This is a genomic window from Streptomyces sp. NPDC050842, assembly GCF_044456565.1.
Lineage (GTDB): Bacteria > Actinomycetota > Actinomycetes > Streptomycetales > Streptomycetaceae > Streptomyces.
The window spans coordinates 210,970-232,370 of sequence record NZ_JBITGA010000009.1 but is presented as its reverse complement, the minus strand read 5'-3'; the positions used below and the strand labels follow the sequence as shown (position 1 = coordinate 232,370).

17 protein-coding genes and 2 pseudogenes are annotated in these 21,401 nt (G+C 71.7%); 12 read left to right on the top strand and 7 right to left on the bottom strand.

Annotated elements, in window-relative coordinates:
- Positions 1-7: 7 nt before the first annotated feature.
- Entirely contained in the window at positions 8-514 is a 507-nt protein-coding gene (locus ACIBG6_RS29050; protein WP_329622876.1) for a MarR family transcriptional regulator, read from the bottom strand.
- Positions 515-622: 108 nt separating this feature from the next.
- Between ACIBG6_RS29050 and ACIBG6_RS29045 the strand changes: the two genes are divergently transcribed.
- The gene (locus tag ACIBG6_RS29045) at positions 623-1,411 is read left to right on the top strand and encodes a dioxygenase (RefSeq protein WP_399225784.1); all 789 of its coding nucleotides are present in this window, start codon (positions 623-625) and stop codon (positions 1,409-1,411) included.
- A gap of 3 nt (positions 1,412-1,414) precedes the next feature.
- On the opposite strand, the gene ACIBG6_RS29040 is transcribed toward ACIBG6_RS29045, so the two are convergent.
- Positions 1,415-2,476 (bottom strand): questin oxidase family protein, encoded by a 1,062-nt coding sequence (locus ACIBG6_RS29040; protein WP_399225619.1) that lies wholly within the window; start codon positions 2,474-2,476, stop codon positions 1,415-1,417.
- Between the two features lie 371 nt (positions 2,477-2,847).
- On the opposite strand from ACIBG6_RS29040, the gene ACIBG6_RS29035 reads away from it, so the two are divergent.
- Entirely contained in the window at positions 2,848-3,849 is a 1,002-nt protein-coding gene (locus tag ACIBG6_RS29035) for an RNA polymerase sigma factor RpoD/SigA (RefSeq protein ID WP_399225618.1), read from the top strand.
- Between the two features lie 70 nt (positions 3,850-3,919).
- Here ACIBG6_RS29035 and ACIBG6_RS29030 read toward each other — a convergent pair whose 3' ends face one another.
- Positions 3,920-4,879, bottom strand: a complete 960-nt coding sequence (locus ACIBG6_RS29030) for a helix-turn-helix transcriptional regulator (protein ID WP_399225617.1) — start codon at positions 4,877-4,879, stop codon at positions 3,920-3,922.
- A 62-nt stretch (positions 4,880-4,941) separates the two neighbouring features.
- On the opposite strand from ACIBG6_RS29030, the gene ACIBG6_RS29025 reads away from it, so the two are divergent.
- Complete coding sequence (locus ACIBG6_RS29025) at positions 4,942-6,483, top strand: MFS transporter (RefSeq protein WP_399225615.1); 1,542 nt, start codon at positions 4,942-4,944, stop codon at positions 6,481-6,483.
- A gap of 80 nt (positions 6,484-6,563) precedes the next feature.
- Here the strand turns inward: ACIBG6_RS29025 and ACIBG6_RS29020 are convergent, their stop codons facing one another.
- Positions 6,564-7,736 (bottom strand): hypothetical protein, encoded by a 1,173-nt coding sequence (locus tag ACIBG6_RS29020; protein ID WP_399225614.1) that lies wholly within the window; start codon positions 7,734-7,736, stop codon positions 6,564-6,566.
- 283 nt (positions 7,737-8,019) lie between these two features.
- Here ACIBG6_RS29020 and ACIBG6_RS29015 point away from each other — a divergent pair, with 283 nt between their 5' ends.
- Positions 8,020-9,153, top strand: a complete 1,134-nt coding sequence (locus tag ACIBG6_RS29015) for a glycosyltransferase (RefSeq protein WP_399225613.1) — start codon at positions 8,020-8,022, stop codon at positions 9,151-9,153.
- A 32-nt stretch (positions 9,154-9,185) separates the two neighbouring features.
- On the opposite strand, the gene ACIBG6_RS29010 is transcribed toward ACIBG6_RS29015, so the two are convergent.
- From ACIBG6_RS29010 to ACIBG6_RS29000, 3 genes are all read right to left on the bottom strand, one after another.
- Positions 9,186-10,034 carry a DUF6227 family protein gene (locus ACIBG6_RS29010; RefSeq protein WP_399225612.1) on the bottom strand — a complete coding sequence of 283 codons (849 nt, stop codon included), beginning with the start codon at positions 10,032-10,034 and terminating at the stop codon, positions 9,186-9,188.
- A 74-nt stretch (positions 10,035-10,108) separates the two neighbouring features.
- Positions 10,109-11,215 (bottom strand): P1 family peptidase, encoded by a 1,107-nt coding sequence (locus ACIBG6_RS29005; protein WP_399225611.1) that lies wholly within the window; start codon positions 11,213-11,215, stop codon positions 10,109-10,111.
- Between the two features lie 106 nt (positions 11,216-11,321).
- Positions 11,322-12,497 (bottom strand): low temperature requirement protein A, encoded by a 1,176-nt coding sequence (locus ACIBG6_RS29000; RefSeq protein ID WP_399225610.1) that lies wholly within the window; start codon positions 12,495-12,497, stop codon positions 11,322-11,324.
- 304 nt (positions 12,498-12,801) lie between these two features.
- Between ACIBG6_RS29000 and ACIBG6_RS28995 the strand changes: the two are divergent.
- The 8 genes and pseudogenes from ACIBG6_RS28995 to ACIBG6_RS28960 all read left to right on the top strand — a co-directional run.
- Positions 12,802-13,065, top strand: a pseudogene (locus ACIBG6_RS28995) (nitrite reductase (NAD(P)H)); the annotation flags it as partial.
- Between the two features lie 31 nt (positions 13,066-13,096).
- Positions 13,097-15,199: a formate C-acetyltransferase gene (gene pflB / locus ACIBG6_RS28990; protein WP_399225609.1), complete on the top strand. Its 2,103-nt coding sequence runs from the start codon at positions 13,097-13,099 to the stop codon at positions 15,197-15,199.
- 81 nt (positions 15,200-15,280) lie between these two features.
- Positions 15,281-16,067, top strand: a pseudogene (gene pflA / locus ACIBG6_RS28985) (pyruvate formate-lyase-activating protein).
- A 154-nt stretch (positions 16,068-16,221) separates the two neighbouring features.
- Positions 16,222-17,301, top strand: a complete 1,080-nt coding sequence (locus ACIBG6_RS28980; protein WP_399225783.1) for an MFS transporter — start codon at positions 16,222-16,224, stop codon at positions 17,299-17,301.
- Positions 17,298-19,622: a molybdopterin oxidoreductase family protein gene (locus ACIBG6_RS28975; protein ID WP_399225608.1), complete on the top strand. Its 2,325-nt coding sequence runs from the start codon at positions 17,298-17,300 to the stop codon at positions 19,620-19,622. Before ACIBG6_RS28980 ends, ACIBG6_RS28975 begins: the two co-directional genes overlap by 4 nt.
- Positions 19,623-19,629: 7 nt before the next feature.
- The gene (locus ACIBG6_RS28970) at positions 19,630-20,277 is read left to right on the top strand and encodes a 4Fe-4S dicluster domain-containing protein (RefSeq protein WP_024754784.1); all 648 of its coding nucleotides are present in this window, start codon (positions 19,630-19,632) and stop codon (positions 20,275-20,277) included.
- Positions 20,274-20,960 carry a ubiquinol-cytochrome c reductase iron-sulfur subunit gene (locus ACIBG6_RS28965; protein ID WP_399225607.1) on the top strand — a complete coding sequence of 229 codons (687 nt, stop codon included), beginning with the start codon at positions 20,274-20,276 and terminating at the stop codon, positions 20,958-20,960. Before ACIBG6_RS28970 ends, ACIBG6_RS28965 begins: the two co-directional genes overlap by 4 nt.
- Entirely contained in the window at positions 20,957-21,352 is a 396-nt protein-coding gene (locus ACIBG6_RS28960) for a hypothetical protein (protein ID WP_356676258.1), read from the top strand. Before ACIBG6_RS28965 ends, ACIBG6_RS28960 begins: the two co-directional genes overlap by 4 nt.
- The last annotated feature ends 49 nt before the right edge of the window (positions 21,353-21,401 follow it).

Sequence of the window (21,401 nt, the reverse complement as noted above, 5' to 3'; positions counted from 1 at the left end):
CGCGTACTCAGCGGAGCCAGGGCAGGTCCGCGTCCGGGTCCGCCGGTTCGAGGCCCTCGGCCATCACCCGCATGATCGCGCCGAGCTGTTCGACCTGCTCCGGCGCGAGCCGGTCGAAGAGGGCCTGGCGTACGGCCGCCACATGGCCGGGCGCGGTGCGGCGCAGGACGTCCATCCCCTCGTCCGTGAGCCGCGCGAACTGGCCGCGCTTGTCGGAGGGGCAGTTCTCGCGCGTCACCCAGCCGTTCTTCTCCAGCCGGGCGATCGCGTGGGAGAGGCGGGAGCGGGTGATCTTGGCGCTCTTGGCGAGCTCGGTCATCCGGAGCCGCCGGCGGGGCGCCTGGGAGAGCTGGACGAGCAGCCCGTAGTAGATGTGCGGCATCCCGGCGTCCCGCTGCAACTGGCGGTCGAGGTGATCCTCCAGGAGCGTGGTGGCGTGCAGGTACGCGCGCCAGGTGCGCTGTTCCTCGTCGTCGAGCCAGCGCGGTTCGGTCATGTCTCCCATGGGTCCCATCGTACGACTCGTTCTTGAAAGTTGAACTATGTACGTTTACTCTGCAGACATCTAGCTTGAAGTTTCAAGCAAGTTTGAGGTACCACGAGGATGTCGGAGGTCGTCGCCATGGACGCCACGCTGGAACGGATGCCCGCCCTCTACCTGTCCCACGGCGCCCCGCCGCTCGCCGACGACCCCGTCTGGCCCGGCGAGCTCGCCACCTGGTCCGCGGACCTCCCGCGCCCCAAGGCGATCCTCATGGTCTCCGCCCACTGGGAGGAGGCCCCGCTCGCGCTCGGCGCCACCGAGACCGTGCCCCTCGTCTACGACTTCTGGGGCTTCCCCGAGCACTACTACCGGGTCCGGTACGCGGCTCCCGGCGCCCCACAGCTCGCCGAGGCCGTCCGCAAGCTGCTCCGCGGACCCGGCACACCCGTGCAGGACATCCCCGACCGGGGGCTCGACCACGGCGCCTACGTGCCGCTCGTCGAGATGTTCCCGGGCGCCGACATCCCCGTACTCCAGATCTCCATGCCCACCCTCGACCCGCGCCGGCTCATGGACATCGGGCGCAAGCTCGCCCCGCTGCGCGACGAGGGCGTCCTGATCGTCGGCAGCGGCTTCTTCACCCACAACCTCGCCGCCCTCCGCCACACCGGCGGCGGCGTGCCGGGCTGGTCCGCCGAGTTCGACGACTGGGGGCACCGCGCCCTCGCGGCCCGGGACGTCGACGCGCTCCTCGACTTCGAGCGGAAGTCCCCGGCCGGACGCCTCGCCCACCCGCGTACGGAACACTTCGCCCCCCTCTTCGTCACCATGGGCGCGGCGGACGCGGCCGGGGACCTCGACGCCGAGCGGTCCGTGATCGACGGCTTCTGGATGGGGCTCGCCAAGCGGTCCGTCCAGTTCGGCTAGCGGCTACAGGACCGGCGGGTTCAGCTCGATCGAGCGGACGGCGGCGGCCAGCGCGAGCGGGTCGCCGACGTCGAGCGCCGTGTCGGTGAACTTGATCGTGTGGTCGTCGCCGTGCGCCGCCGCCCGCGCGAAGACCTCCTCGGAGGTCAGAACGATCTTCTTGTACGGGAGCGGGTCTCTCGGGGTGTAGGCCGCCGTCACCGCGGCCGCGGCCGCCCAGGCCGCGCCCAGGCTCGGTACCCACAGGTCGCGGGGGAGTGCGGGCAGCGCGCGGAGGACCGCGTTCGGTGCTGTCGCCGCGTGCACGAGCATGATCGGCTCGCCGTGGCCGTGCGTCGCGTACCGATGGGTGGCCGCCGTCACCAGCTCGGTGAGCCGGTCCTTGGCCGTGTCGGGGTCCGGAGCGGTGCCCCAGACGGGGAAGGCCGTCAGCTGGGCGAGTCGGGCACGCATCCCGCCGTCCTGCTCCGGAACCGGCGGTACGGCGTCCAGGGCGGCCGCCGCGCTCGGCGCCACGGCCAGCGGGACGAGCGGCGGCAGCGGCTGGTGGCGGGCCGCCCAGTAGCCGAGGGCGTGCGCCAGCTCGGCGCGGCGCGGCGCCGTCTCGCCGGTCGCCAGCAGCGTCCTTACGGCGTGCCCGGTACGGATGGCGGGGTGCGTCGACCCGGCCGCGATCCCGGGGAGCAGCCGGGGCCACCACTCGGCGAGGACCTCGCGCCACGGGCGGGCCGCGGGGCCGTCGAGCTCCCGCGCGAAGAAGCGCGTCCAGTCGGTGATCCGGGCCGGGTCGCCGAGGGCCTCGCGCCAGTCGTCCACCGTGACAGGGCGGTTCGCGGGCGGGAGCTCCTCCAGCTTGTGCGCGTAGTGGTCGAGCCAGCGGTGCACCGTCTGGGCCTGGCCGTTGCGGACGAGCGCCTCGACGGCCATCGGGGCGTGGTTGGTGAGCCGGCCGTTGCGCTCGGGGCCGGTGGTGTGGAGGCGTTCGAGGGCCTCGTCGAGGATGCCGGTCGTGTCGTGGCCGCTGCCCTCGTGACTCTTGCCGTTCTTGCCGCTCTCGTCGCTCATGGGGACGACGCTAGGGCGGCGCGGGTCGGGGCGTAACGGGCTGGGGACCTAGGCCCCGGGGCTGAGGACGGCGCAGGCAACCTCCACGCCCCCGGCGACGTCTGAAGGGATGGCGCCGCATGTGATCGCGGTCTCACCGACAGTGTGGTCGGAGCCCCCGCGAGCGGCGCCGCATCACCCCCGTGCCCGGTCTGACCTGCGCCTCCGTGGGTTTCCGCAGCATGCCCGAAGGGGCGGCGGCCGCGCAGGATACTGCATGATCGCGAAAATCCATGTGCCGGGTGGGAATTCTGTCCTGATTCCAGTCGTTGTTTCCGTCGGATGCAGGGCACTCGAAAGGGTGTCGCGACCTACTCAGCAAGGGAGCACGCATGGCAACCCGTGCCGTCGCCCGTCGTCAGACCTCCGCCAAGAGCGGGGCAAGCCGGGCCAGCAGCGTTCGCGCCGTGGGCGGGGACATCGCCGACCGCGACCTGGTCGGCATGTACCTCGACGAGATCGCGCGCACACCCCTGCTCGACGCCGCCAAGGAGGTCGAGCTCTCCCAGACGATCGAGGCGGGCGTGTACGCCCAGCAGATCCTGGACGGAGACATAGAGAGCGAGGCGGGCGGCGCGGCCCGTGAGGAGCTCGAAGCGCTGGTCGCCGAGGGCGAGCGTGCCAAGGACCTCTTCATCAAGTCCAATCTGCGGCTGGTGGTCGCCGTCGCGCGGCGCTACCCCCGCAGCGGGCTGCCGCTGCTCGACCTGATCCAGGAGGGGAACGCGGGCCTGGTGCGCGCGGTCGAGAAGTTCGACTACGCGAAGGGCTTCAAGTTCTCCACGTACGCGACGTGGTGGATCCGTCAGGCCATCACCCGGTCGATCGCCGACCAGTCCCGGACGATCCGGCTCCCCGTCCACCTGGTGGAGGAGCTGGGCCGCATCCGCCGCGTGCAGCGCGAGTTCAACCGGGAGCACGGCCGGGAGCCGGAGCCGGCCGAGATCGCGGCGGAGCTGGACACCAAGCCGGAGCGGGTCGTCGACGTCCTCGACTGGGCGCGCGACCCGGTCTCCCTGAACATGGGGGTGGACGACGAGGGCGAGACTCAGTTCGGCGACCTCCTGGAGGACACCTCGGCGATCTCGCCCGAGCAGTCGGTCCTCACGCTGCTGCGCAGCGAGGAGCTCGACGACCTCATCGCCAAGCTCGACCACCGCACGGCCTCGATCATCCGCATGCGGTACGGGATCGAGGACGGCCGTGAGCGGACGCTGACGGAGGTCGGCAAGCAGCACGGCCTGACGCGCGAGCGGATCCGCCAGATCGAGAAGCACGCCCTGCTGGAACTGAAGAAGATGGCCGCCGACACCGGCTTCGACGCGGTGGCCTAGAGCGGCCGGCGACGTAAGGGGCCCGGGGAGTTCCGTCCCCGGGCCCCTTCGCGTGCCGGTGCCCCGGCCCCTACCCCCGTGTGGCCGTCGCCAGGCGGGTCGCCAGCTCGTCCACGTAGCCGTGGAGGGCGGGCGGGCCGTGGATCGTGAAGGGGGCGTCCACCAGGGCCAGGCGGAGCGCCAGCCACTCGACGGAGTCGGTGGAGCGGGTGCGGAGACGGCAGGTCGTGGGGCCCGTCGCCGCCGGGACCAGGTGGGACGGGAGCCTGGCCGTCACGAAGTCGGCCGGGGCCTCGAAGCTGACGTCGAGCTCCAGCTCGGGCTGGGCCCGGGACATGGAGCGGACCAGGAGCTGGGCCGCGTCGCCGGCCGGGAGCTCACGCGGGGTGAAGCGGGCGCCCGTCGCGAGCGGATCGCTCACCCGGTCCACCCGGAAGGTCCGCCAGTCCTCGCGGTCCAGGTCGTACGCGACGAGGTACCAGCGGCGCCCGGTCGAGACCAGCCGGTACGGCTCGACCAGCCGCTTCGACTCGACGCCGTCGCCCGCCCGGTAGCCGAAGCGCAGCTTCTCCCGCCCCGTGACCGTGCCCGCGAGGGTCGTCAGGGTGGCGGGCGCGACCGTGGCGCCGTCGCCCCTGGTCAGCGGGAGCGTCGCGTTCTGGAGGGTGGAGACCCGGTGGCGGAGCCGCGCGGGCAGGACCTGTTCCAGCTTCGCCAGGGCCCGTACGGACGCCTCCTCGATGCCCTCGATGGCATGGCCGGCGCCGGCCCGCAGGCCGACGGCGATCGCGACGGCCTCCTCGTCGTCGAGGAGCAGCGGCGGCATGGCCGTACCGGCGACGAGGCGGTAGCCGCCGACCGCGCCGAGGGTCGCCTCGACCGGATAGCCGAGGTCGCGGAGCCGGTCGATGTCCCGGCGGATGGTGCGCGCGGAGACCGCGAGCCGTTCGGCGAGCTCGCTTCCGGGCCACTCGCGCGGGGTCTGGAGGAGCGACAGCAGATTCAGGAGTCGAACCGGGGTATCTGTCATGTCTCCCAGGATGAGGCCCATCTAGGACATCATTTGACCTAGATGACTTCTATCTTCTTCGTATGAGTTCACACGAAGCCGTCACGGATGCGGCCCCCACGGACACGAGCGACAAGAGGCGGTGGATCGCCCTCGCCATCGTGATGACGGCCGCCTTCATGGATCTGGTCGACGCCACGATCGTCAACATCGCGATCCCCAGCATCGAGCACGACCTCGGCGCTTCCTCCGGGGCCATCCAGTGGATCACCGCCGGTTACGCCCTCGCCTTCGCGACCGGGCTGATCACCGGCGGCCGGCTCGGTGACATCTACGGCCGCAAGCGGCTCTTCCTCATCGGCACCGCCGCCTTCACCATCGCCTCCGCGCTCTGCGGCTTCGCCGCCAACTCGGAGATGCTGGTCGCCTCCCGCCTCCTCCAGGGCGCGGCGGCGGCGATGATGGTGCCGCAGGTCCTCTCGATCATCCACGTCACCTTCCCCGCGCACGAGCGCGGCAAGGTCTTCGGGATGTTCGGCGCGATCATCGGCCTCGGCGCCGTCTCGGGTCCGCTGCTCGGCGCGCTGCTCACGGAGTGGAACATCGCCGGCCTGGAGTGGCGCCCGATCTTCCTGATCAATCTGCCGGTCGGCATCGCCGGTCTGATCCTGGGCCGGAAGTTCATCACCGAGTCGAAGGCGCCGAAGGCGCTCCGCCTCGACATCGTCGGCATGGTCCTGGTGGCGGCGGCGCTGCTGATGCTGATCTACCCGCTGACGCGCGGCCGTGAGCTGGACTGGCCGCTGTGGGGCCATCTGATGATGATCGGCAGCCTGTTCGTGTTCGCCGCGCTCATCGCGTACGAGAAGTACAAGGCGAGGAAGGACGGTTCGCCGCTCGTCGAGCTGTCGCTGTTCAAGGTGAAGAGCTTCGCCGCCGGTATCGCCGTGCAGCTGACCTTCGGTGTCGTGCTCGGCATCTTCTTCCTGGTCTGGACGCTGTACATGCAGATCGGCCTCGGTTGGACCGCCCTGAAGGCGGGTCTCACCGGCGTGCCGTTCTCGGTCGCGGTCTCCGTGGCCGCCGGTCTCTCGGTGCAGAAGCTGGTGCCGCGCTTCGGCCGCAAGGTGCTCCAGGCGGGTGCGCTCACGATGATCGCGGGCGTTCTCCTCTACTTCTTCGTGGCGGGCCGGTACGGGACCGGGATCGAGTCCTGGCAGATGATCCCGCCGCTGGTGGTCATGGGTCTGGGCATGGGCCTGATCGTGGCCCCGCTGACGGACGCGGTCCTCTCCGAGGTGCCGCGTGAGCACGCCGGCTCGGCGTCGGGCCTGATCAACACGACGGGCCAGATGGGCAACGCGCTCGGGCTCGGCCTGGTGTCCGTGGTCTTCTTCGGCGTGGTCGACGACTGGGACCTGGCGAAGGCTCCGGCCGAGGTGGGCGCGGCGTTCACGGACGCCTTCCAGAACTCGCTCGGCTGGGCGGCGGGCGTACTCGCCGCGATCTTCCTGGTGATGTTCGCGCTGCCGGCGAAGCCGAAGCAGCACCTGGAGGGCGGCGACGACGAGGGTGACGGCGACGGCGACGCCGTGATCGAGAAGGAGCCGGTGCTGGCGCACTGAGCCCCTCAGGCGGAAGGGCCCTGGCCCCGGGAATCGTCCCGGGACCAGGGCCCGTCGTCGTATCCGGACAGGACTGACGGTCAGCTGCGGTTGACCACGCCGCCGGTCTTCAGGTCACCCTTGAACGGGATGGCTCGCAGGGCGCCTGGTGTCGGGGTCGACTGCTGGATCCAGGGTTCGTTCCAGACGAAGGTCTGACCCATGATGGCGCCGTGGGTCTGGTACACCTCCCCGGTGGTCGTCACCACCTTGACGAAGGCGTCGTCGCCCTGAGACTCGATGGCGATGCCACAGGCGTTGGCCGGGTAGTTGACGGGGGTGTTCTCGTTGGGCGGGAGGAGCGCGTCGGTGAGGTCGTGCCAGGTGATCGTCCCGCCCGGAACGCTCGCCTTGCCGGCGTAGGCGACCCCGTTCGTGAGGACGGCCTGGAAGTCCTCGGTGGCGGACGGGCTGTACGTGTCGATGTCGGAGCAGGGCCCGGTGGGCCCGGTGGCACCCGTGTCGCCCGTGGCTCCGGTGTCGCCTGTCGCTCCGGTCGTGCCGGTCGCTCCGGTGTCACCCGTCGGGCCGGTGGGGCCGATGTCGCCCGTGGCGCCTGTCGCGCCCGTCGCACCGGTTTCGCCTGTGGCGCCGGTGGTGCCGGTGGTGCCAGTCGCTCCGGTTTCGCCCGTGGCCCCAGTGGCCCCAGTGGCCCCAGTGGCTCCGGTGGCGCCGGTCTCGCCTGTCGCACCCGTGGCTCCGGTCGCACCGGTCGCACCGGTCGCACCTGTGGAGCCGGTAGCGCCCGTCGCGCCCGTCGCGCCCGTGTCTCCCTTCGGGCCGGGCGGTCCGGTCGGGCCAGGCGGGCCTACCTTGCAGTCGTCGCCGCCGGCGGGGACCGCGCGGAGGGCGCGGGGCTCGTAGCCCTCGACCAGGGGCTGGATCTCGTGGTCCAGGAACGCCAGGAGGCCGTCGGCCTCCGGTGCGCCGCCCTGGACGGCGTGGCGCGGGCCGCCCTGGTGCTGCTCCCACGGCGGAGGGCCGTCCTCGTGGTGCGGGGGCGGGCCGTCCGGGTGGTGCGGGGGCCGGTCCTCGCAGTGGTCGCCCGGCGGCGGGCCCGCCGCCGCCCTGCCCGGGGCGTCCCAGGCGGCAGCCGCCGGTGAGGCGAAGCCCGTGAGGACGAGGGCGACGGAGGCGATGGCCCCGCCGACGTGCCACGGGCGGCGTCGGGGCAGGGGACCCAGCGGGGACCTGGTCCTGGCATCAGGACGCATGCATGCTCCTTCTTCCACCGACCGCCCTGCGGCGGCCGGTCCGAGTGATGTCCGGGAAGCCCGTTCGTGCTTCCCAGTCGGATCATCGGATCGCGCTTGCGAAGGCTTGACGGTCTCGCGGCACTCCCAACGGCATGGCGTATCGCTGCTAGCCGAATGGATGCGTACGCGAAGGCGAATCTCGACCCGCCCGTCGGCGTGCCGACACCGCCTCCTCGGTGGGCGCCCGTAGGGTCGCCCACCCCCCGACAGCTCCCCCGTCCCCACTGGAAGTGGTGTTGCCGTGCAGCCGTCCATCTGCCTCTGCATGATCGTCAAGAACGAGGCCAAGGTCATCGAGCGGTGCCTCGCCTCCGTACGCGGTCTCGTGGACACCTGGGTCATCTCGGACACCGGTTCCACCGACGGGACCCAGGAGCTGATCCGTACCGCCCTCGCGGGCATCCCGGGCGAGCTGCGGGAGGAGCCGTGGGTGAACTTCGGCCACAACCGCAGCCTGAACATCGCGCACGCCCGCGGCCGCGCCGACTACCTGCTGCTCCTCGACGCCGACCACGTCCTGCGACAGGACGGCCCGCTGCCGGAGCTGACGGCGGACGCGTACATGATCCGCCACGAGGGATCCCTGGAGTACCGCATCAAGCGCCTGGTCAGGGGCGGTCTGCCGTGGCGGTACGAGGGCGTCACCCACGAATACCTGACCGCCGACCGGAACCACGCGCAGCGGAACCTGGACGCCCTCGTCATCCAGGACTACGCCGACGGCGGGTCCCGCCACGACAAGTTCGAGCGGGACGCCCGTCTGCTGGGCGCCGAGCTCGAACGGGACCCGGCCAACCCCCGTACGGTCTTCTACCTGGCCCAGACCCTGCGGGACATGGGCCGCGCCGACGAGGCCGTCCCCCTCTACGAGCGGCGGGCGGCCATGGGCGGCTGGGGCGAGGAGGTCTACTACTCCCTCCTCCAGTCCGGCGTCCTCCGGGCCGAGTCCGGCGACTGGCCGGCCGCGATGGACGCCCTCTCGCGGGCCTGGGAGTCGCGGCCGGAGCGGCTGGAGGCCTGTTACGAGCTGGCGGCGCGGCTGCGGAAGATGCGCCGCTACCGGGCCGCCCACGCCGTCGTCTCCGCCGTCCGGGACGGGAGGCAGCCGGACGACCTGCTGTTCATGCAGCCGTGGGTGTACCGGTGGGGGCTGCTCTTCGAGTACTCGATCACCGCGTACTGGACGGGCGACCACGCCGCCTCGCTCGCCGCCTGCGACCGGCTGCTCGCCCTGCCGGACCTGCCCCCGGCGTACCGCGAACAGACCCGTGCCAACCGGGCGTTCGCCGTGGGCAAGCTGGCGGAAGCCGGCGTCGACGTCCCCGAGCCCGCCACTCCCGACCCCGGCCCCGACCCCGCGCCCGCGCTCGTCTGAGAAGGCGCGGGAGCGCGGCCGGGGAGCGGGCGTCAGCGGACCCGCGCGCGGGTCTCCATCGCCGCGCGGGCCGAGCGCTCGTCCTCGTACACCTCGCACATGTGCCGGCCGTCCGGGGTCGCCGTGTGCTCGATCTCCCAGAGGCTGATCTCGCTGCCGTCGAGCAGCAGGAACTGGTGCTCGTAGAGGGTGAAGCCGGCGTCCCGGCCCCCCTCCACCGCGCACTGGCGCCCGAAGGCCTGCGTGATGTGGTGGGCGAAGGCCAGGCGGAGCCGCCGGGCCGTCCGCTCGCCCGGCCGGTCCACGTTCTCCGCGCGCCGCAGGACGCGGCGCGCGTGGTCGGCGGAGTTGTCCGGTACGTACATCCGCGGCTGGGCCGGTATGGGGCGGGCGAGCAGGGCGCTCAGGAGCGCCATGTCATCGTCGTCGTCACTGTCGAGGGCGGTGCCGTCGGCGCGCTCCGCGGTCCAGCCCGGCAGCGGTCCGGCGGGCAGGCGTGAGGCCGCGAGGCGGGCCTCCGACTCCTCCGCGTACAGCTCGTGCTGGTCGGTGCCGTCCCGTCCGGTGTTGTGGGTGAGCTCCCACAGGCTGAGCGCGCTGCCGTCGGCGAGCAGGTAGGTGTGGCGGTAGGTGGTCCGGTGCAGCGACGCGCTGTGGTGCGAGGAGTGCAGCGCGCTGGAGTGGGCGAGCGCCGTGCCGAGGCGCTCGACGGTGGAGTCGGGCAGGTCGAAGGAGTTGAGCGCCCTGCCGAGGAGCCGTTCAAGGTGCGTCTCGGTCGTCTCGTACGGATCGTGAGGATCCTGCGGATCGTTCAAGAGGGTCTCCAGGCCGTCGCCGCATGTCACTTGGTGCTTGCTAAACGTAGTCCCTGGGTCTGACATCGTGTCCTGGGTTCAGCAAAACGAAGGGCGCGCACGGGAAGTTCCCGCATGGTCCTGCGTCAACTCCCTTGTGGTTACCGGGAGTACGGTGCGGCTTCGGGTGATTCGTCGGGCAGCTCGCCGTACAGCTCGCCGTACGAGGGGAAGTCGCCGCCCGGGCCGCGCAGCCCGCCCGGGGCCGCGCGCACCGCCCGCACGATCGCCCGGGTCACCAGGTCCGCGCCGGCCGCCAGGATCTCGTTCAGGGCGAGCGGACCGGGCTCCTCCGGCAGCTCCCGCCGCCCGGTGGCGAGCGCGAAGACCGTGTCCCCGTCGTTCATCAGGTGCACCGGACGCACGGCGCGCGCGATGCCGTCGTGCGCCGTGCCCGCGACCTTCTGCGCCTGCGCGCGCGTGAGCACCGCGTCCGTGGCGACGACGGCGAGCGTCGTGTTCAGCGGGGGAGGGGCGCTCGCCGCCCGGGCCTCCGCGAGCCTCCGCAGCGCCGCCTCGTGCACCGCCTCCGCCGGGAAGCGGGGCCTGCCGCCCTCGAACCAGCTCCCGTACGGGACGCCCGTCGCCGGATCGACGGCCGAACCGACCGCGTTCACCACGACCAGGGCGCCGACCGTGATGCCCGACTCCAGGACCGCGCTCGCCGTCCCCACCCCGCCCCGCAGCCCGCCGACGACGGCCCCGGTGCCCGCGCCGACCGCCCCGGTCTCCACGCGCGCGTGGTCCCCGCTCGCGTCGGCCGCCTCCACGGCCGCCCGGCCCGTCGCCGCGTCCGGCCTGGCCGAGAAGTCGCCGCCGCGCCCCAGGTCGAAGACGCACGCGGCGGGCACGACCGGCACCACATGGGACGGGTCGGGACCCACCCGCACACCCCGGTGCCGCTCCTCCAGCCAGGCCATGACCCCGCCGGCCGCGTCCAGCCCGTACGCGCTGCCGCCGGTCAGGACGACCGCGTCGATCCGCTGGACGACGTTCCGCGGGTCGAGCGCGTCCGTCTCCCGCGTGCCCGGCCCGCCGCCCCGCACGTCGACGGCCGCGACGACCCCGCCCACCGGGGCGAGGACGACCGTGGTGCCGCTCAGCGCCCCGGCCCCGGCCACGCGCGCGTGCCCCACGCGCACCCCGCTCACGTCGGTGATCGCGTCCATCTCACGGCCGGGCCTGCTGGTCTCCTCGCGCGGTGTCATGTCTCCTGCCTACCACGCGCTTTGGCCTCTGGCAGGGCCTGTGCCCACGTCACCGAGGCCAGGGTGCATGGGACGGATCGTCGCGCAGGGGGAGGCGGTCCGGGGCTCAGGCGGTCGGTGTCCGGGTCGCCGGGTTCCGGGCGGTCAGGGTCACCCCGGTCGCTACGGTCGCCGCCGCGACGAGGCCCGCGACGAAGACCGCCCAGCGGCCCGCGAACGTACACATCAGGAGGGCCAGCGAGGCCACGGGCAGCACCAGTTGCTGGGCGATGCCGATCTTGAAGTAGCGCGCGTGCAGCAGCCAGACGGAGAGCAGGAAGATCGCCGACGGGATCGTCACGGCGGCGGACGCGGCGAGCGTGGAGATGTGGGCCTCGCCCACGGCCTGTTCGACGGCGATCTCCAGGCCCGCGCCGACGGCGGCGGCCGAGGCGAAGATGACGTAGTGGCCGTAGCCCCACAGGAAGCCCTGGCGGCTGGAGATCAGCCGGTCGTGGGCGGGCACGACGAAGTAGATCCACCAGGCGGCGAAGACCAGGAGCAGGCCGCCGACGGCGATCGGCAGGAGCTCGCCGAGGGCGTCGTTCTCGACGACGCCGGACTTCACGGCGACGGTCGCGGCGGCGACGGTCTCGCCGAGCACGATGATGGTGAACAGGCCGTACCGCTCGGCGATGTGGTGCGGGTGCCAGGTGCTGGGGGCGTCCTTCTCCGCGTACACGGGCACGGCCATCTCCGCCAGCGCCATGACGAGGAAGATCCAGCCGCGGGCCGGCTCGGGGGCGAGGACGAGCGCGAGCCAGCCGATCTGGACGGCGACGACCCCGCCCGCGTACCGCCGGCACATCGTCCGCTCGGCGGGGTCGGTGGCGTGGTGGGCGGCGCGCAGCCACTGGAAGGCGAGCGCGAGCCGCATGACGAGGTAGCCGAGGTAGACGACGAGGAAGTCGTGCTCCTGGAAGGCGCGCGTGATGCCGGCGGCGAGGACGAGCACGCCGGCGATCTGGACGAGCGTGACGACGCGGTAGAGGACGTCGTCGTTGTCGTAGGCCGAGGCGAACCAGGTGAAGTTCATCCACGCCCACCAGATGGCGAAGAAGACCATCGCGTAGTTGAGGATCCCCTCGCCGGCGTGGTTCTCGGCGACCGCGTGCACGAGCTCGGCGCCGGCCTGGGCGACGGCGACGACGAAGCACAGGTCGAAGAAGAGTTCCAGGGGGGTGGCGGCCCGGTGGGACTCCTCGCGGGAGCGGGCGGTGAGGGGGAGGAACGGTTGCGTCATGCGTCCCAGCACAGCAGAGCGCCCCGCCGTATGCCACGCGGTACGGGGAGGGTGTCGCCGTACGGGTGGGAGCGGCGCTTCGTCACGCGACCCGTGCGGCCGGCGCCGTCCCCGTGGTCTTCCCGGCCGGCGCCCCCGCGGAGGCCTGCGCGTACCGCGCCGTCACCAGCTCGGCAAGGCGCGGATGGTCGGCGAGCGGCTCCCCGACCGCCCAGGTGTCCGGGACCGACCAGAGGGCGCGGGTGAAGCGGCCCGGGGCCAGCAGGTGGGCGGCGAGCACGACACGGCGGAAGCCGCAGTGGACGGCACGTACTCGGTGGTGCCGCGCGTCCCCGGCGGCGAGATCACCGCCGAACAGCTCATCGTCATCGGCGAGGTGGCCCGCGACCGCGGCCTCTACAGCAAGATCACCGCCGGTCAGCGGATCGACCTCTTCGGCGCGAGGAAGGAGGAACTGCCCGCCATATGGCGGCGGTTGATCGCCGCCGGATTCGAGTCGGGGCAGGCGTACGGAAAGTCCCTGCGGACGGTCAAGTCCTGCGTCGGGTCCCGGTTCTGCCGCTTCGGACGTCGCCGGCCCCACCGAGCGGACCACCGCCGTGTGGAAGGCCATCACGGACAAGTTCCCGGAGGAGCGCGCCAAGGGCGTCCACGACGTCTCGTACGACATCCCCTCCACCATCACCGCCCACGCCCCCGGCTGGATCGACCGCGACAAGGACCTGATCGTCGGCCTCCAGACCGACGCCCCGCTGAAGCGCGCGATCATGCCGTACGGCGGCTGGCGCATGGTCGCCGGCGCCCTGGAGACCTACGGCTACCCGGTCTCCTCGGACCTGGAGAAGGTCTTCACCGAGTACCGCAAGACCCACAACGCCGGTGTCTTCGACGCGTACACCCCCGAGATCCGCGCCGCCCGCAAGGCCGGCATCGTCACCGGCCTCCCCGACGCCTACGGCCGCGGCCGCATCATCGGCGACTACCGCCGTGTCGCGCTCTACGGCGTCGACCGCCTGATCGCGGTGAAGAAGGAGGAGAAGGAGGAGCTCAACGCCCTCCCCGCGGAGAACCGCTCCATCGAGGAGACCATCCGTCTCCGCGAGGAGCTCTCCGAACAGATCCGCGCCCTCGGTGAACTCAAGGCGATGGCCGCCTCCTACGGCCACGACGTCTCCGCCCCCGCCGGCACGGGCCGCGAGGCGATCCAGTGGCTGTACTTCGCCTATCTCGCCGCCGTGAAGGAGCAGAACGGCGCCGCGATGTCCCTCGGCCGGACGTCGACCTTCCTCGACGTCTACCTCCAGCGCGACATCGAGGCCGGTCTCCTCACCGAGGAGCAGGCCCAGGAGCTCGTCGACGACTTCATCATCAAGCTCCGCATCGTCCGCTTCCTGCGCACCCCCGAGTACGACGAACTGTTCTCCGGCGACCCGACCTGGGTCACCGAGTCCATCGCCGGCATGGGCGAGGACGGCCGGTCGCTCGTCACGAAGACCTCCTTCCGCTACCTCCAGACGCTCTACAACCTCGGCCCGGCCCCCGAGCCGAACATGACGGTCTTCTGGTCGCCGCAGCTCCCGCAGGGCTTCAAGGAGTTCTGCGCGAGGGTCTCCATCGACACCTCCTCCGTCCAGTACGAGTCGGACGAGCTGATGCGCCCGCGCTTCGGCGACGACACCGCCATCGCCTGCTGTGTCTCCGCGATGCCCGTCGGCAAGCAGATGCAGTTCTTCGGCGCCCGCGTGAACCTCGCCAAGACCCTCCTGTACGCGATCAACGGCGGCCGCGACGAGAAGTCCGGCGCCCAGGTCGGCCCCGCCAGCGGCCCCCTCACGGCCGAGGTCCTCGACTACGACGAGGTCATGGCCAGGTTCGACGCGCAGATGGAGTGGCTCGCGAGCGTCTACGTCCACGCCCTGAACGTCATCCACTACATGCACGACCGGTACGCCTACGAGCGCATCGAGATGGCGCTCCACGACCGCGACGTGCGCCGCACCATGGCCTGCGGCATCGCGGGTCTCTCCGTCGCCGCCGACTCCCTCGCCGCCGTCAAGTACGCCAAGGTCGCCCCGGTCCGGGACGAGACCGGTCTCGCGACGGACTACGTCATCGACGGCGAGTACCCGGCGTACGGCAACAACGACGAGCGCGTCGACGAGATCGCCGTCCAGCTGGTCGAGGAGTTCATGCGGAAGGTGCGCAAGCACCCGACGTACCGCGACGCCGAGCACACCCAGTCCGTCCTGACCATCACCTCCAACGTCGTCTACGGCAAGAAGACCGGCAACACCCCCGACGGGCGCCGCGCCGGCGAGCCCTTCTCCCCGGGCGCCAACCCGATGAACGGCCGCGACACCCACGGCTACGTGGCCTCGGCCCTCTCGGTCGCCAAGCTCCCGTACGAGGACGCCGAGGACGGCATCTCGCTCACCAACACCGTCACCCCCGACGGCCTGGGCCGCACCCCCGAGGAGCGGATCAAGAACCTCGCGGGCGTCCTCGACGGCTACATGGCGAGCGACGGCTTCCACATGAACGTCAACGTCCTCAACCGCGACGTGCTGGCGGACGCCATGGAGCACCCGGAGAACTACCCGCAGTTGACCATCCGGGTCTCCGGATACGCGGTCAACTTCGTCCGGCTCACCCGCGAGCAGCAGCTCGACGTCATGAACCGCACCTTCCACGGCTCCCTGTAGCCCCGCCGAAGCACCCGGGGCCGGTGGCCCTCACTCCCGGCCCCGGGGTCGCGCCCGACACCCTCCGAAGGAGGTCCTGCCATGACCGGCCGCACCATCGGACCCGCCACCCCGGCCGCCGCGGCGACCCACCGGCCCTCCGAGGGCTCGGTCCACTCCTGGGACCTGTCCACCGGTGTCGACGGACCCGGCACCCGCTTCGTCACCTTCCTGTCCGGCTGCCCCCTCACCTGTCTCTACTGCCACAACCCCGACACCTGGAGGATGTGCAACGGCAGGCGCACCTCCGCCGACGACGTGATCGCCGAGGCGGGCAAGTACGTCCGCTTCATCGCCGCCTCAGGCGGCGGGGCCCACCATCTCCGGCGGGGAGCCGCTCCTCCAGCCCGCCTTCACCGGCGAGCTCCTGCACCGGATGAAGCACGAGCTCGGCCTCCACACGGCCCTCGACACCTCGGGCTTCCTCGGCGCCCGCGCCACCGACGCCCTGCTGCGCGACACCGACCTGGTCCTGCTCGACATCAAGTCCTGGGCCCCGGACACGTACAAGAAGGTCACCGGGCGGCCGCTGCGGCCGACCCTGGACTTCGCCCGGCGCCTCGCCGACCTCGGCCAGGAGGTCCACGTCCGCTTCGTGCTCGTCCCGGGGCTCACCGACGACCCCGCCAACGTCGAGGGAGTCGCCGCCTTCGCCGCCGGCCTCGGCAACGTCTCCCGCGTGGACATCCTCCCCTTCCACAAGCTCGGCGAAGCCAAGTGGCAAGCACTCGCCAAGCCGTTCACCCTGCACGACACCCCGTCCCCGACGCCGGAGCAGGTCGCCGAGGCCCGCGAGGTCTTCCTCTCCCACGGCCTCCACGCCGTCTGAGCGACGCCCTCACCCTGCCACCTCGCAAAACAGGACGAAACGGTACGTACGCCCTTACCGTGGCCGCGTGACCGAGCCACCGAAGACAGCCGAGCCGAGCCCCGCCCCCGGAGACCCGGCCTCGGCCCCAGGCGACCCCGCCTCCGGCGCCGCCATGCCCGGGGACCCCGCAGCCACCGGACCCGGGCCGCAGACCCCCGCCGACGTGCGCCGCCGCGCGGTCCTCGCGGGCACCGCCGTCTCCGTGCTCCTGATCCTCGCGATCGTCTTCGGCAGCCGCCTGCTCCGCGACTTCGACTCGGCCCTCCTGCCGTACGCCGTCGCCACGGTCTTCCTCGCCTTCGGCGTCGCCTACCGGTACACCGTCTGGGTCTCCGCCCCCGGCGCCCGCCGCCTCTTCAGGCAGGGCTGGCGGTCCTTCTTCTCCGCCGCGAACCTCCGCAAGGCGCCCACCGCCCTGCCCCGGATGATCGCCACCTACCTCGGCTTCCAGAAGTTCCTCGGCGCCCGCTCCCACGCCCGCTGGGCCGCCCACCAGCTCGTCTTCTGGGGCTGTCTGCTGGCCGCCGCGATCACCTTCCCCCTCACCTGGGGCTGGTTCACCTTCACCTCGTCCACCGGCTCGGGGCCCGGCTACGAGATGCGGATCTGGGGATTCAAGGTCGTCGGCTTCGACGCGCTCAGCATCCTCGGCTGGCTCATGTTCCACGGCCTCGACATCGCCGCCGTCCTCGTCATCGCCGGCGCCTCCTACTTCCTCTGGCGCCGCATGAAGGACCGCGCGGCCATCACCGGCCAGCGGTTCGCCTACGACCTGGTGCCCCTCCTCGCCCTCATCGTCATCTCCGTGACGGGGCTCCTGCTCACCTTCTCGTCGATCTTCCTGCACGGCGGCGGCTACGAGTTCCTCGCCATCCTCCACATGGTGTCCGTGGTCTTCACCCTCATCTACATCCCCTTCGGGAAGTTCTTCCACATCGTCCAGCGGCCCGCGGCCGTCGGCATGCAGCTCTTCAAATACACCTCCCGCGGCAAGGGCGGGTCCGACGACACCGTCCTCGCCTGCCGCCGCTGCCAGGAGCCCATCGACACCGCCCCCTACGTCGAGAACCTCCAAGGCACCATGCGCGACCTCGACCTGGGCTTCGACGAATGGGCCGAGTACTGCCCCCGCTGCAAGCGCGTCCTCCGCGGCAACGCCTATCTCGACCACGTGAAGAAGGGCTTCAAGTGACCGCGACCGACCCGACGACCACACCCGGGCAGCCGCTGCCGCTCGACCCCTCCCTCGCCCCGCCCGGCACCCGCGCCTTCCGCGACGCCGGGGGCATCCCCGCCGACCGCTGGCACGCCGACCAGAACGGCGAGACCCTCGTCCCCACCCACTGCTGCTTCTGCGGAGTCCAGTGCGGCATGTACCTCCGCGTCGACCGCGGCGGCAAGGTCTTCGGCGTCGAGCCCCGCAACCACGACATCAACCGCATGCGGCTCTGCCCGAAGGGCATCAACGCCTACCAGCAGGTCAACCACCCCGACCGGCTCACCGCACCCCTCATGCGAGCCCACCGCGACGAGGAGTTCCGCGAGGTCAGCTGGGAAGAGGCCCTCGACCACACCGTCGCCGAGATCCGCCGCATCCAGGGCGAGTACGGCAACGACGCCTTCGGACTCCTCGGCGGCGCCAGCCTCTTCTCCGAGAAGACCTACCTCGTCGGCAAGTTCGCCCGCGTCGCCCTCAAGTCCCGGCACGTCGACTACAACGGCCGCCTCTGCATGGTCTCCGCCGCCGGCGCCAACAAGCTCGCCTTCGGCATCGACCGCGCCGGCAACCCCTTCTCCGACATCCTCCTCACCGACTGTCTGCTCATCGCCGGCTCCAACGTCGGCGAGTGCTTCCCGGTCATGACCCAGTACCTGTGGGGAGCCCGCGACCGGGGCGCCACCCTGATCGTCGTCGACCCCCGCGAGACGGCCATCGCCCGCACCGCCGACGTCCACGTCGCGATCAAGCCCGGCACGGACTCCGCCTTCTTCAACGCCGTCCTCCACGTCGTCGTCGCCGAGGGCCTCACCGACGAGGCCTACCTCGCCGCCCACACCACCGGCTGGGCGGAGGTCAAGAAGACCGTCGCCGACTATCCGCCCTCCCGCTCCGCCACGATCTGCGGCGTACCCGAGGAGCAGATCGTCCAGGTCGCCCGCATGTTCGCGGGCGCGGGCAAGGGCATGGCCTGGCACGCCCGCGGCGTCGAGCACCACTCCCAGGGCGTCGAGAACTGCCTGTCGATCATCAATCTCTGCGTCGCCACCGGGCACATCGGCAGGCCCGGCGCCGGCTACGGCACGATCACCGGCCAGGGCAACGGTCAGGGCGGCCGCGAACACGGCCAGAAGTCCGACCTCCTGCCCGGCGGCCGCTCCATCACCAACCCCGAGCACCGCCGCCAGATCTGCGAGATCTGGGGCGTCGACGAGGCGGAACTCCCGCTCGCCGGCACCTCCATGATGGAGATGGTCTGGCAGATGCAGCGCAAGGAGATCCGCGGCCTCGTCGGCATCTGCAACAACCCCTTCGTCTCCCTCCCGAACTACGCCACCGTCAAGGACGGCTACGACGCCCTCGAATTCCACGCCCAGTTCGACTTCTTCCTCTCCGAGACCGCCGCCAATGCCCACGTCGTCTTCCCGGTCACCGTCTGGGCCGAGGACGAGGGCGTCATGGCCAACGCCGAGGCCAGGGTCGTCAAGCACAACAAGGCCCAGGAACCCCCGGCCGGAGTCCGTACCGACACCTGGGTGATGTGCGAACTCGCCAAACGGCTCGGCGCCGGCGACAAGTTCGCCTTCCCGGACTCCCGCTCCGTCTTCGAGGAGCTCCGCGTCGCCTCCGCCGGCACGGTCAACGACTACTACGGCATCACCTACGAACGCCTGGAGGAGACCGGCGGCATCGCCTGGCCCTGCCCCACCACGGAGCACCCCGGCACCCCGCGTCTCTTCGAGGACGGGACGACCTACCACCCCGACGGCAAGATCCACATGCAGGTCGTCGAATGGCACCCGCCCATGGACCCGTACAGCGAGGAGTACCCCCTCTCGCTCACCACCGGCCGGACCGTCGCCCACTTCCTCTCCGGCAACCAGACCCGCAGGCTCGGCGCCCTCGTCGAACAGACCCCCCGCCCCTGGGTCGAGGTCCACCCCTCCCACGGCTTCCGCAACGGCGATCCCGTCCGCGTCGTCACCCGCCGCGGCAGCGAGGTCTTCCCCGCCCTCGTCACCGAGGCCATCCGCCCCGACACGGTCTTCATCCCCTACCACTGGCCCGTCCCCACCTCGGCGAACGCCCTCACCATCGACGCCCTCGACCCGCGCTCCAAGATCCCGGAGTACAAGGTCTGCGCCGCCCGCATCGAGGCCGCCGAACACGTCGACGACGTCCCCGCGCCGCCCACCGCCCCCGGACAGCAGGCCTACCCCGAGACCCAGGTCTCGCGCCTCGACCCGCTGCCCCCCACCTCCCCCCAGGGCCGCGGCACCGCGGAGAGGAGCTGACCCGCACATGATGGGCCGAACGATCTTCATCGACCCGGGCCGCTGCATCGGCTGCCAGGCCTGCGTCTCCGCCTGCCGCGAATGCGACTCCCACCGCGGCAAGTCGATGATCCACCTCGACTACCCCGACGAAGGCCACTCCGTCGCCTCCCTCCCCACCGTCTGCATGCACTGCGAGGACCCTGTCGCCCCCTGCGCCGAGGTCTGCCCCGCCGACGCGATCCTCGTCACCGCCGACGGCGTCGTGCAGCAGGCCGACACCACCCGCTGCATCGGCTGCGCCAACTGCGTCAACGCCTGCCCCTTCGGCGTCCCCAAGATCGACCTCCAGGCGAAGCTCCAGATGAAGTGCAACCTCTGCTACGACCGCACCGCCTACGGCCTCGCCCCCATGTGCGCCACCGTCTGCCCCACCGGCGCCCTCTTCTACGGAACCCTCGAAGAGCTCCAGGCGGAACGCCCCGGCGTCCAGGTCGCCGACTCCTTCACCTTCGGCACGACCACCGTCACCACCGGCGTCGCGATGGTCGTCCCCGCCGACAAGGTCCAGTGGCCGGTCCCGGGAGGTCTGCCCGTCGTCGAGATCAATGGAGTGGACGTGAGCGAAGCGAACTCGAACAAGGGTGGCGGCGGGCGACGGGAGGGAGTCCGATGAGCGTCACCGACCCCCAGCCGCCCGCGCCGGACCCCCGCGCCGACGCGGCCCAGGAGGCGCTCCGCGACCGGATCGCCGCCGACTCCCTCACCACCCGCCGCGACTACCTGCGGATCGTCGCCACCGTCTCCGGCGGCCTGGCCGTCGGCGGCATCGCCGTCGCCTCCGGCATCCTGCACCGCCACGGCGACAGCGACGGGGCCCCCGAGATCAAGAAGGTCGCCGACCGGATCGAGCCGGGGGAGTCGCTCGCCTTCCGCTACCCGGGAGACGAGGACCGGGCCATCGCCGTCCGCATGGACGACGGCACCCTCACCGGCTACTCCGCCGTCTGCACCCACCTCGCCTGCGCCGTGCTGTGGCGCAAGGAGCGGGGGAGCGAGGGAGAGCTGTACTGCCCCTGCCACGAGGGGATCTTCGACGCCCGTACGGGAGAGGTCACCGCCGGCCCGCCGCCGAGGGGCCTGCCGAAGGTGATCCTGATCGAGCAGGTCGACGGCAGTGTCTGGGCGATCGGCACGGCCCGCTCGGGCGAGAGCGCCGTCGAGGGCTTCTGCCGCCAGAACGGCGAGGACCGTCCGGGCTGCCCCGGCTTCGGCGCGGAAGGCCCGGCCGCCCCGGCCGCCCCGGCCGCCCCGACGGCCCCGGGCCGGAAGACGGCCGAGAGGAGTGAGCGGACATGAGCGAGACCCCGTTCCCGAGGGACCCCGGGGCGCCCGAACCCCCGCCGCCGCCCGCGTACACCCCCGGCAGTGCCCAGCCGCGCCTGAACCGGCCGGTGCACGAGCGCTATCCGCAGATCCGGCCCACCAGCGGCTACGGCGACCCCCGGATCCGGCACACCGGTCCGGGCCCGGGAGCCGGCACGGAGCAGGAGCCGGAGCGCTCCTCGAAGCTGTCCGCGCGTCTCGCGCTGGCACTCACGGTCGTCATCGGCCAGCTCTGGGGGCTGACGATCGTGGTGGACGAGTGGATGACGGGCGACACCGGCACCGCGTGGTGGGGCGCAGGCTTCCTCGTCCTGTCGTTCCTGGTCGTGCTCGGCATCTGGCTCATCGACCCGAAGGACCGCTGACCGAAGGCCCCCTGGCCAAAGGACCGTTGGTCAGAGGAGCATGAGGCGG

What these genes read in the sequence shown, in the direction of transcription:
- ACIBG6_RS28980 (WP_399225783.1), top strand. Translation starts at nt 16,222, where the DNA reads ATGCCCGGGGACCCCGCAGCCACCGGACCCGGGCCGCAGACCCCCGCC.
- ACIBG6_RS29045 (WP_399225784.1), top strand. Translation starts at nt 623, where the DNA reads ATGGACGCCACGCTGGAACGGATGCCCGCCCTCTACCTGTCCCACGGC.
- ACIBG6_RS29050 (WP_329622876.1), bottom strand. Translation starts at nt 514, where the DNA reads ATGGGACCCATGGGAGACATGACCGAACCGCGCTGGCTCGACGACGAG.
- ACIBG6_RS29005 (WP_399225611.1), bottom strand. Translation starts at nt 11,215, where the DNA reads ATGACACCGCGCGAGGAGACCAGCAGGCCCGGCCGTGAGATGGACGCG.
- ACIBG6_RS28960 (WP_356676258.1), top strand. Translation starts at nt 20,957, where the DNA reads ATGAGCGAGACCCCGTTCCCGAGGGACCCCGGGGCGCCCGAACCCCCG.
- ACIBG6_RS29025 (WP_399225615.1), top strand. Translation starts at nt 4,942, where the DNA reads ATGAGTTCACACGAAGCCGTCACGGATGCGGCCCCCACGGACACGAGC.
- ACIBG6_RS29000 (WP_399225610.1), bottom strand. Translation starts at nt 12,497, where the DNA reads ATGACGCAACCGTTCCTCCCCCTCACCGCCCGCTCCCGCGAGGAGTCC.
- ACIBG6_RS29035 (WP_399225618.1), top strand. Translation starts at nt 2,848, where the DNA reads ATGGCAACCCGTGCCGTCGCCCGTCGTCAGACCTCCGCCAAGAGCGGG.
- ACIBG6_RS29010 (WP_399225612.1), bottom strand. Translation starts at nt 10,034, where the DNA reads ATGTCAGACCCAGGGACTACGTTTAGCAAGCACCAAGTGACATGCGGC.
- ACIBG6_RS28970 (WP_024754784.1), top strand. Translation starts at nt 19,630, where the DNA reads ATGATGGGCCGAACGATCTTCATCGACCCGGGCCGCTGCATCGGCTGC.
- ACIBG6_RS29020 (WP_399225614.1), bottom strand. Translation starts at nt 7,736, where the DNA reads ATGCGTCCTGATGCCAGGACCAGGTCCCCGCTGGGTCCCCTGCCCCGA.
- ACIBG6_RS29030 (WP_399225617.1), bottom strand. Translation starts at nt 4,879, where the DNA reads ATGACAGATACCCCGGTTCGACTCCTGAATCTGCTGTCGCTCCTCCAG.
- ACIBG6_RS29040 (WP_399225619.1), bottom strand. Translation starts at nt 2,476, where the DNA reads ATGAGCGACGAGAGCGGCAAGAACGGCAAGAGTCACGAGGGCAGCGGC.
- ACIBG6_RS28965 (WP_399225607.1), top strand. Translation starts at nt 20,274, where the DNA reads ATGAGCGTCACCGACCCCCAGCCGCCCGCGCCGGACCCCCGCGCCGAC.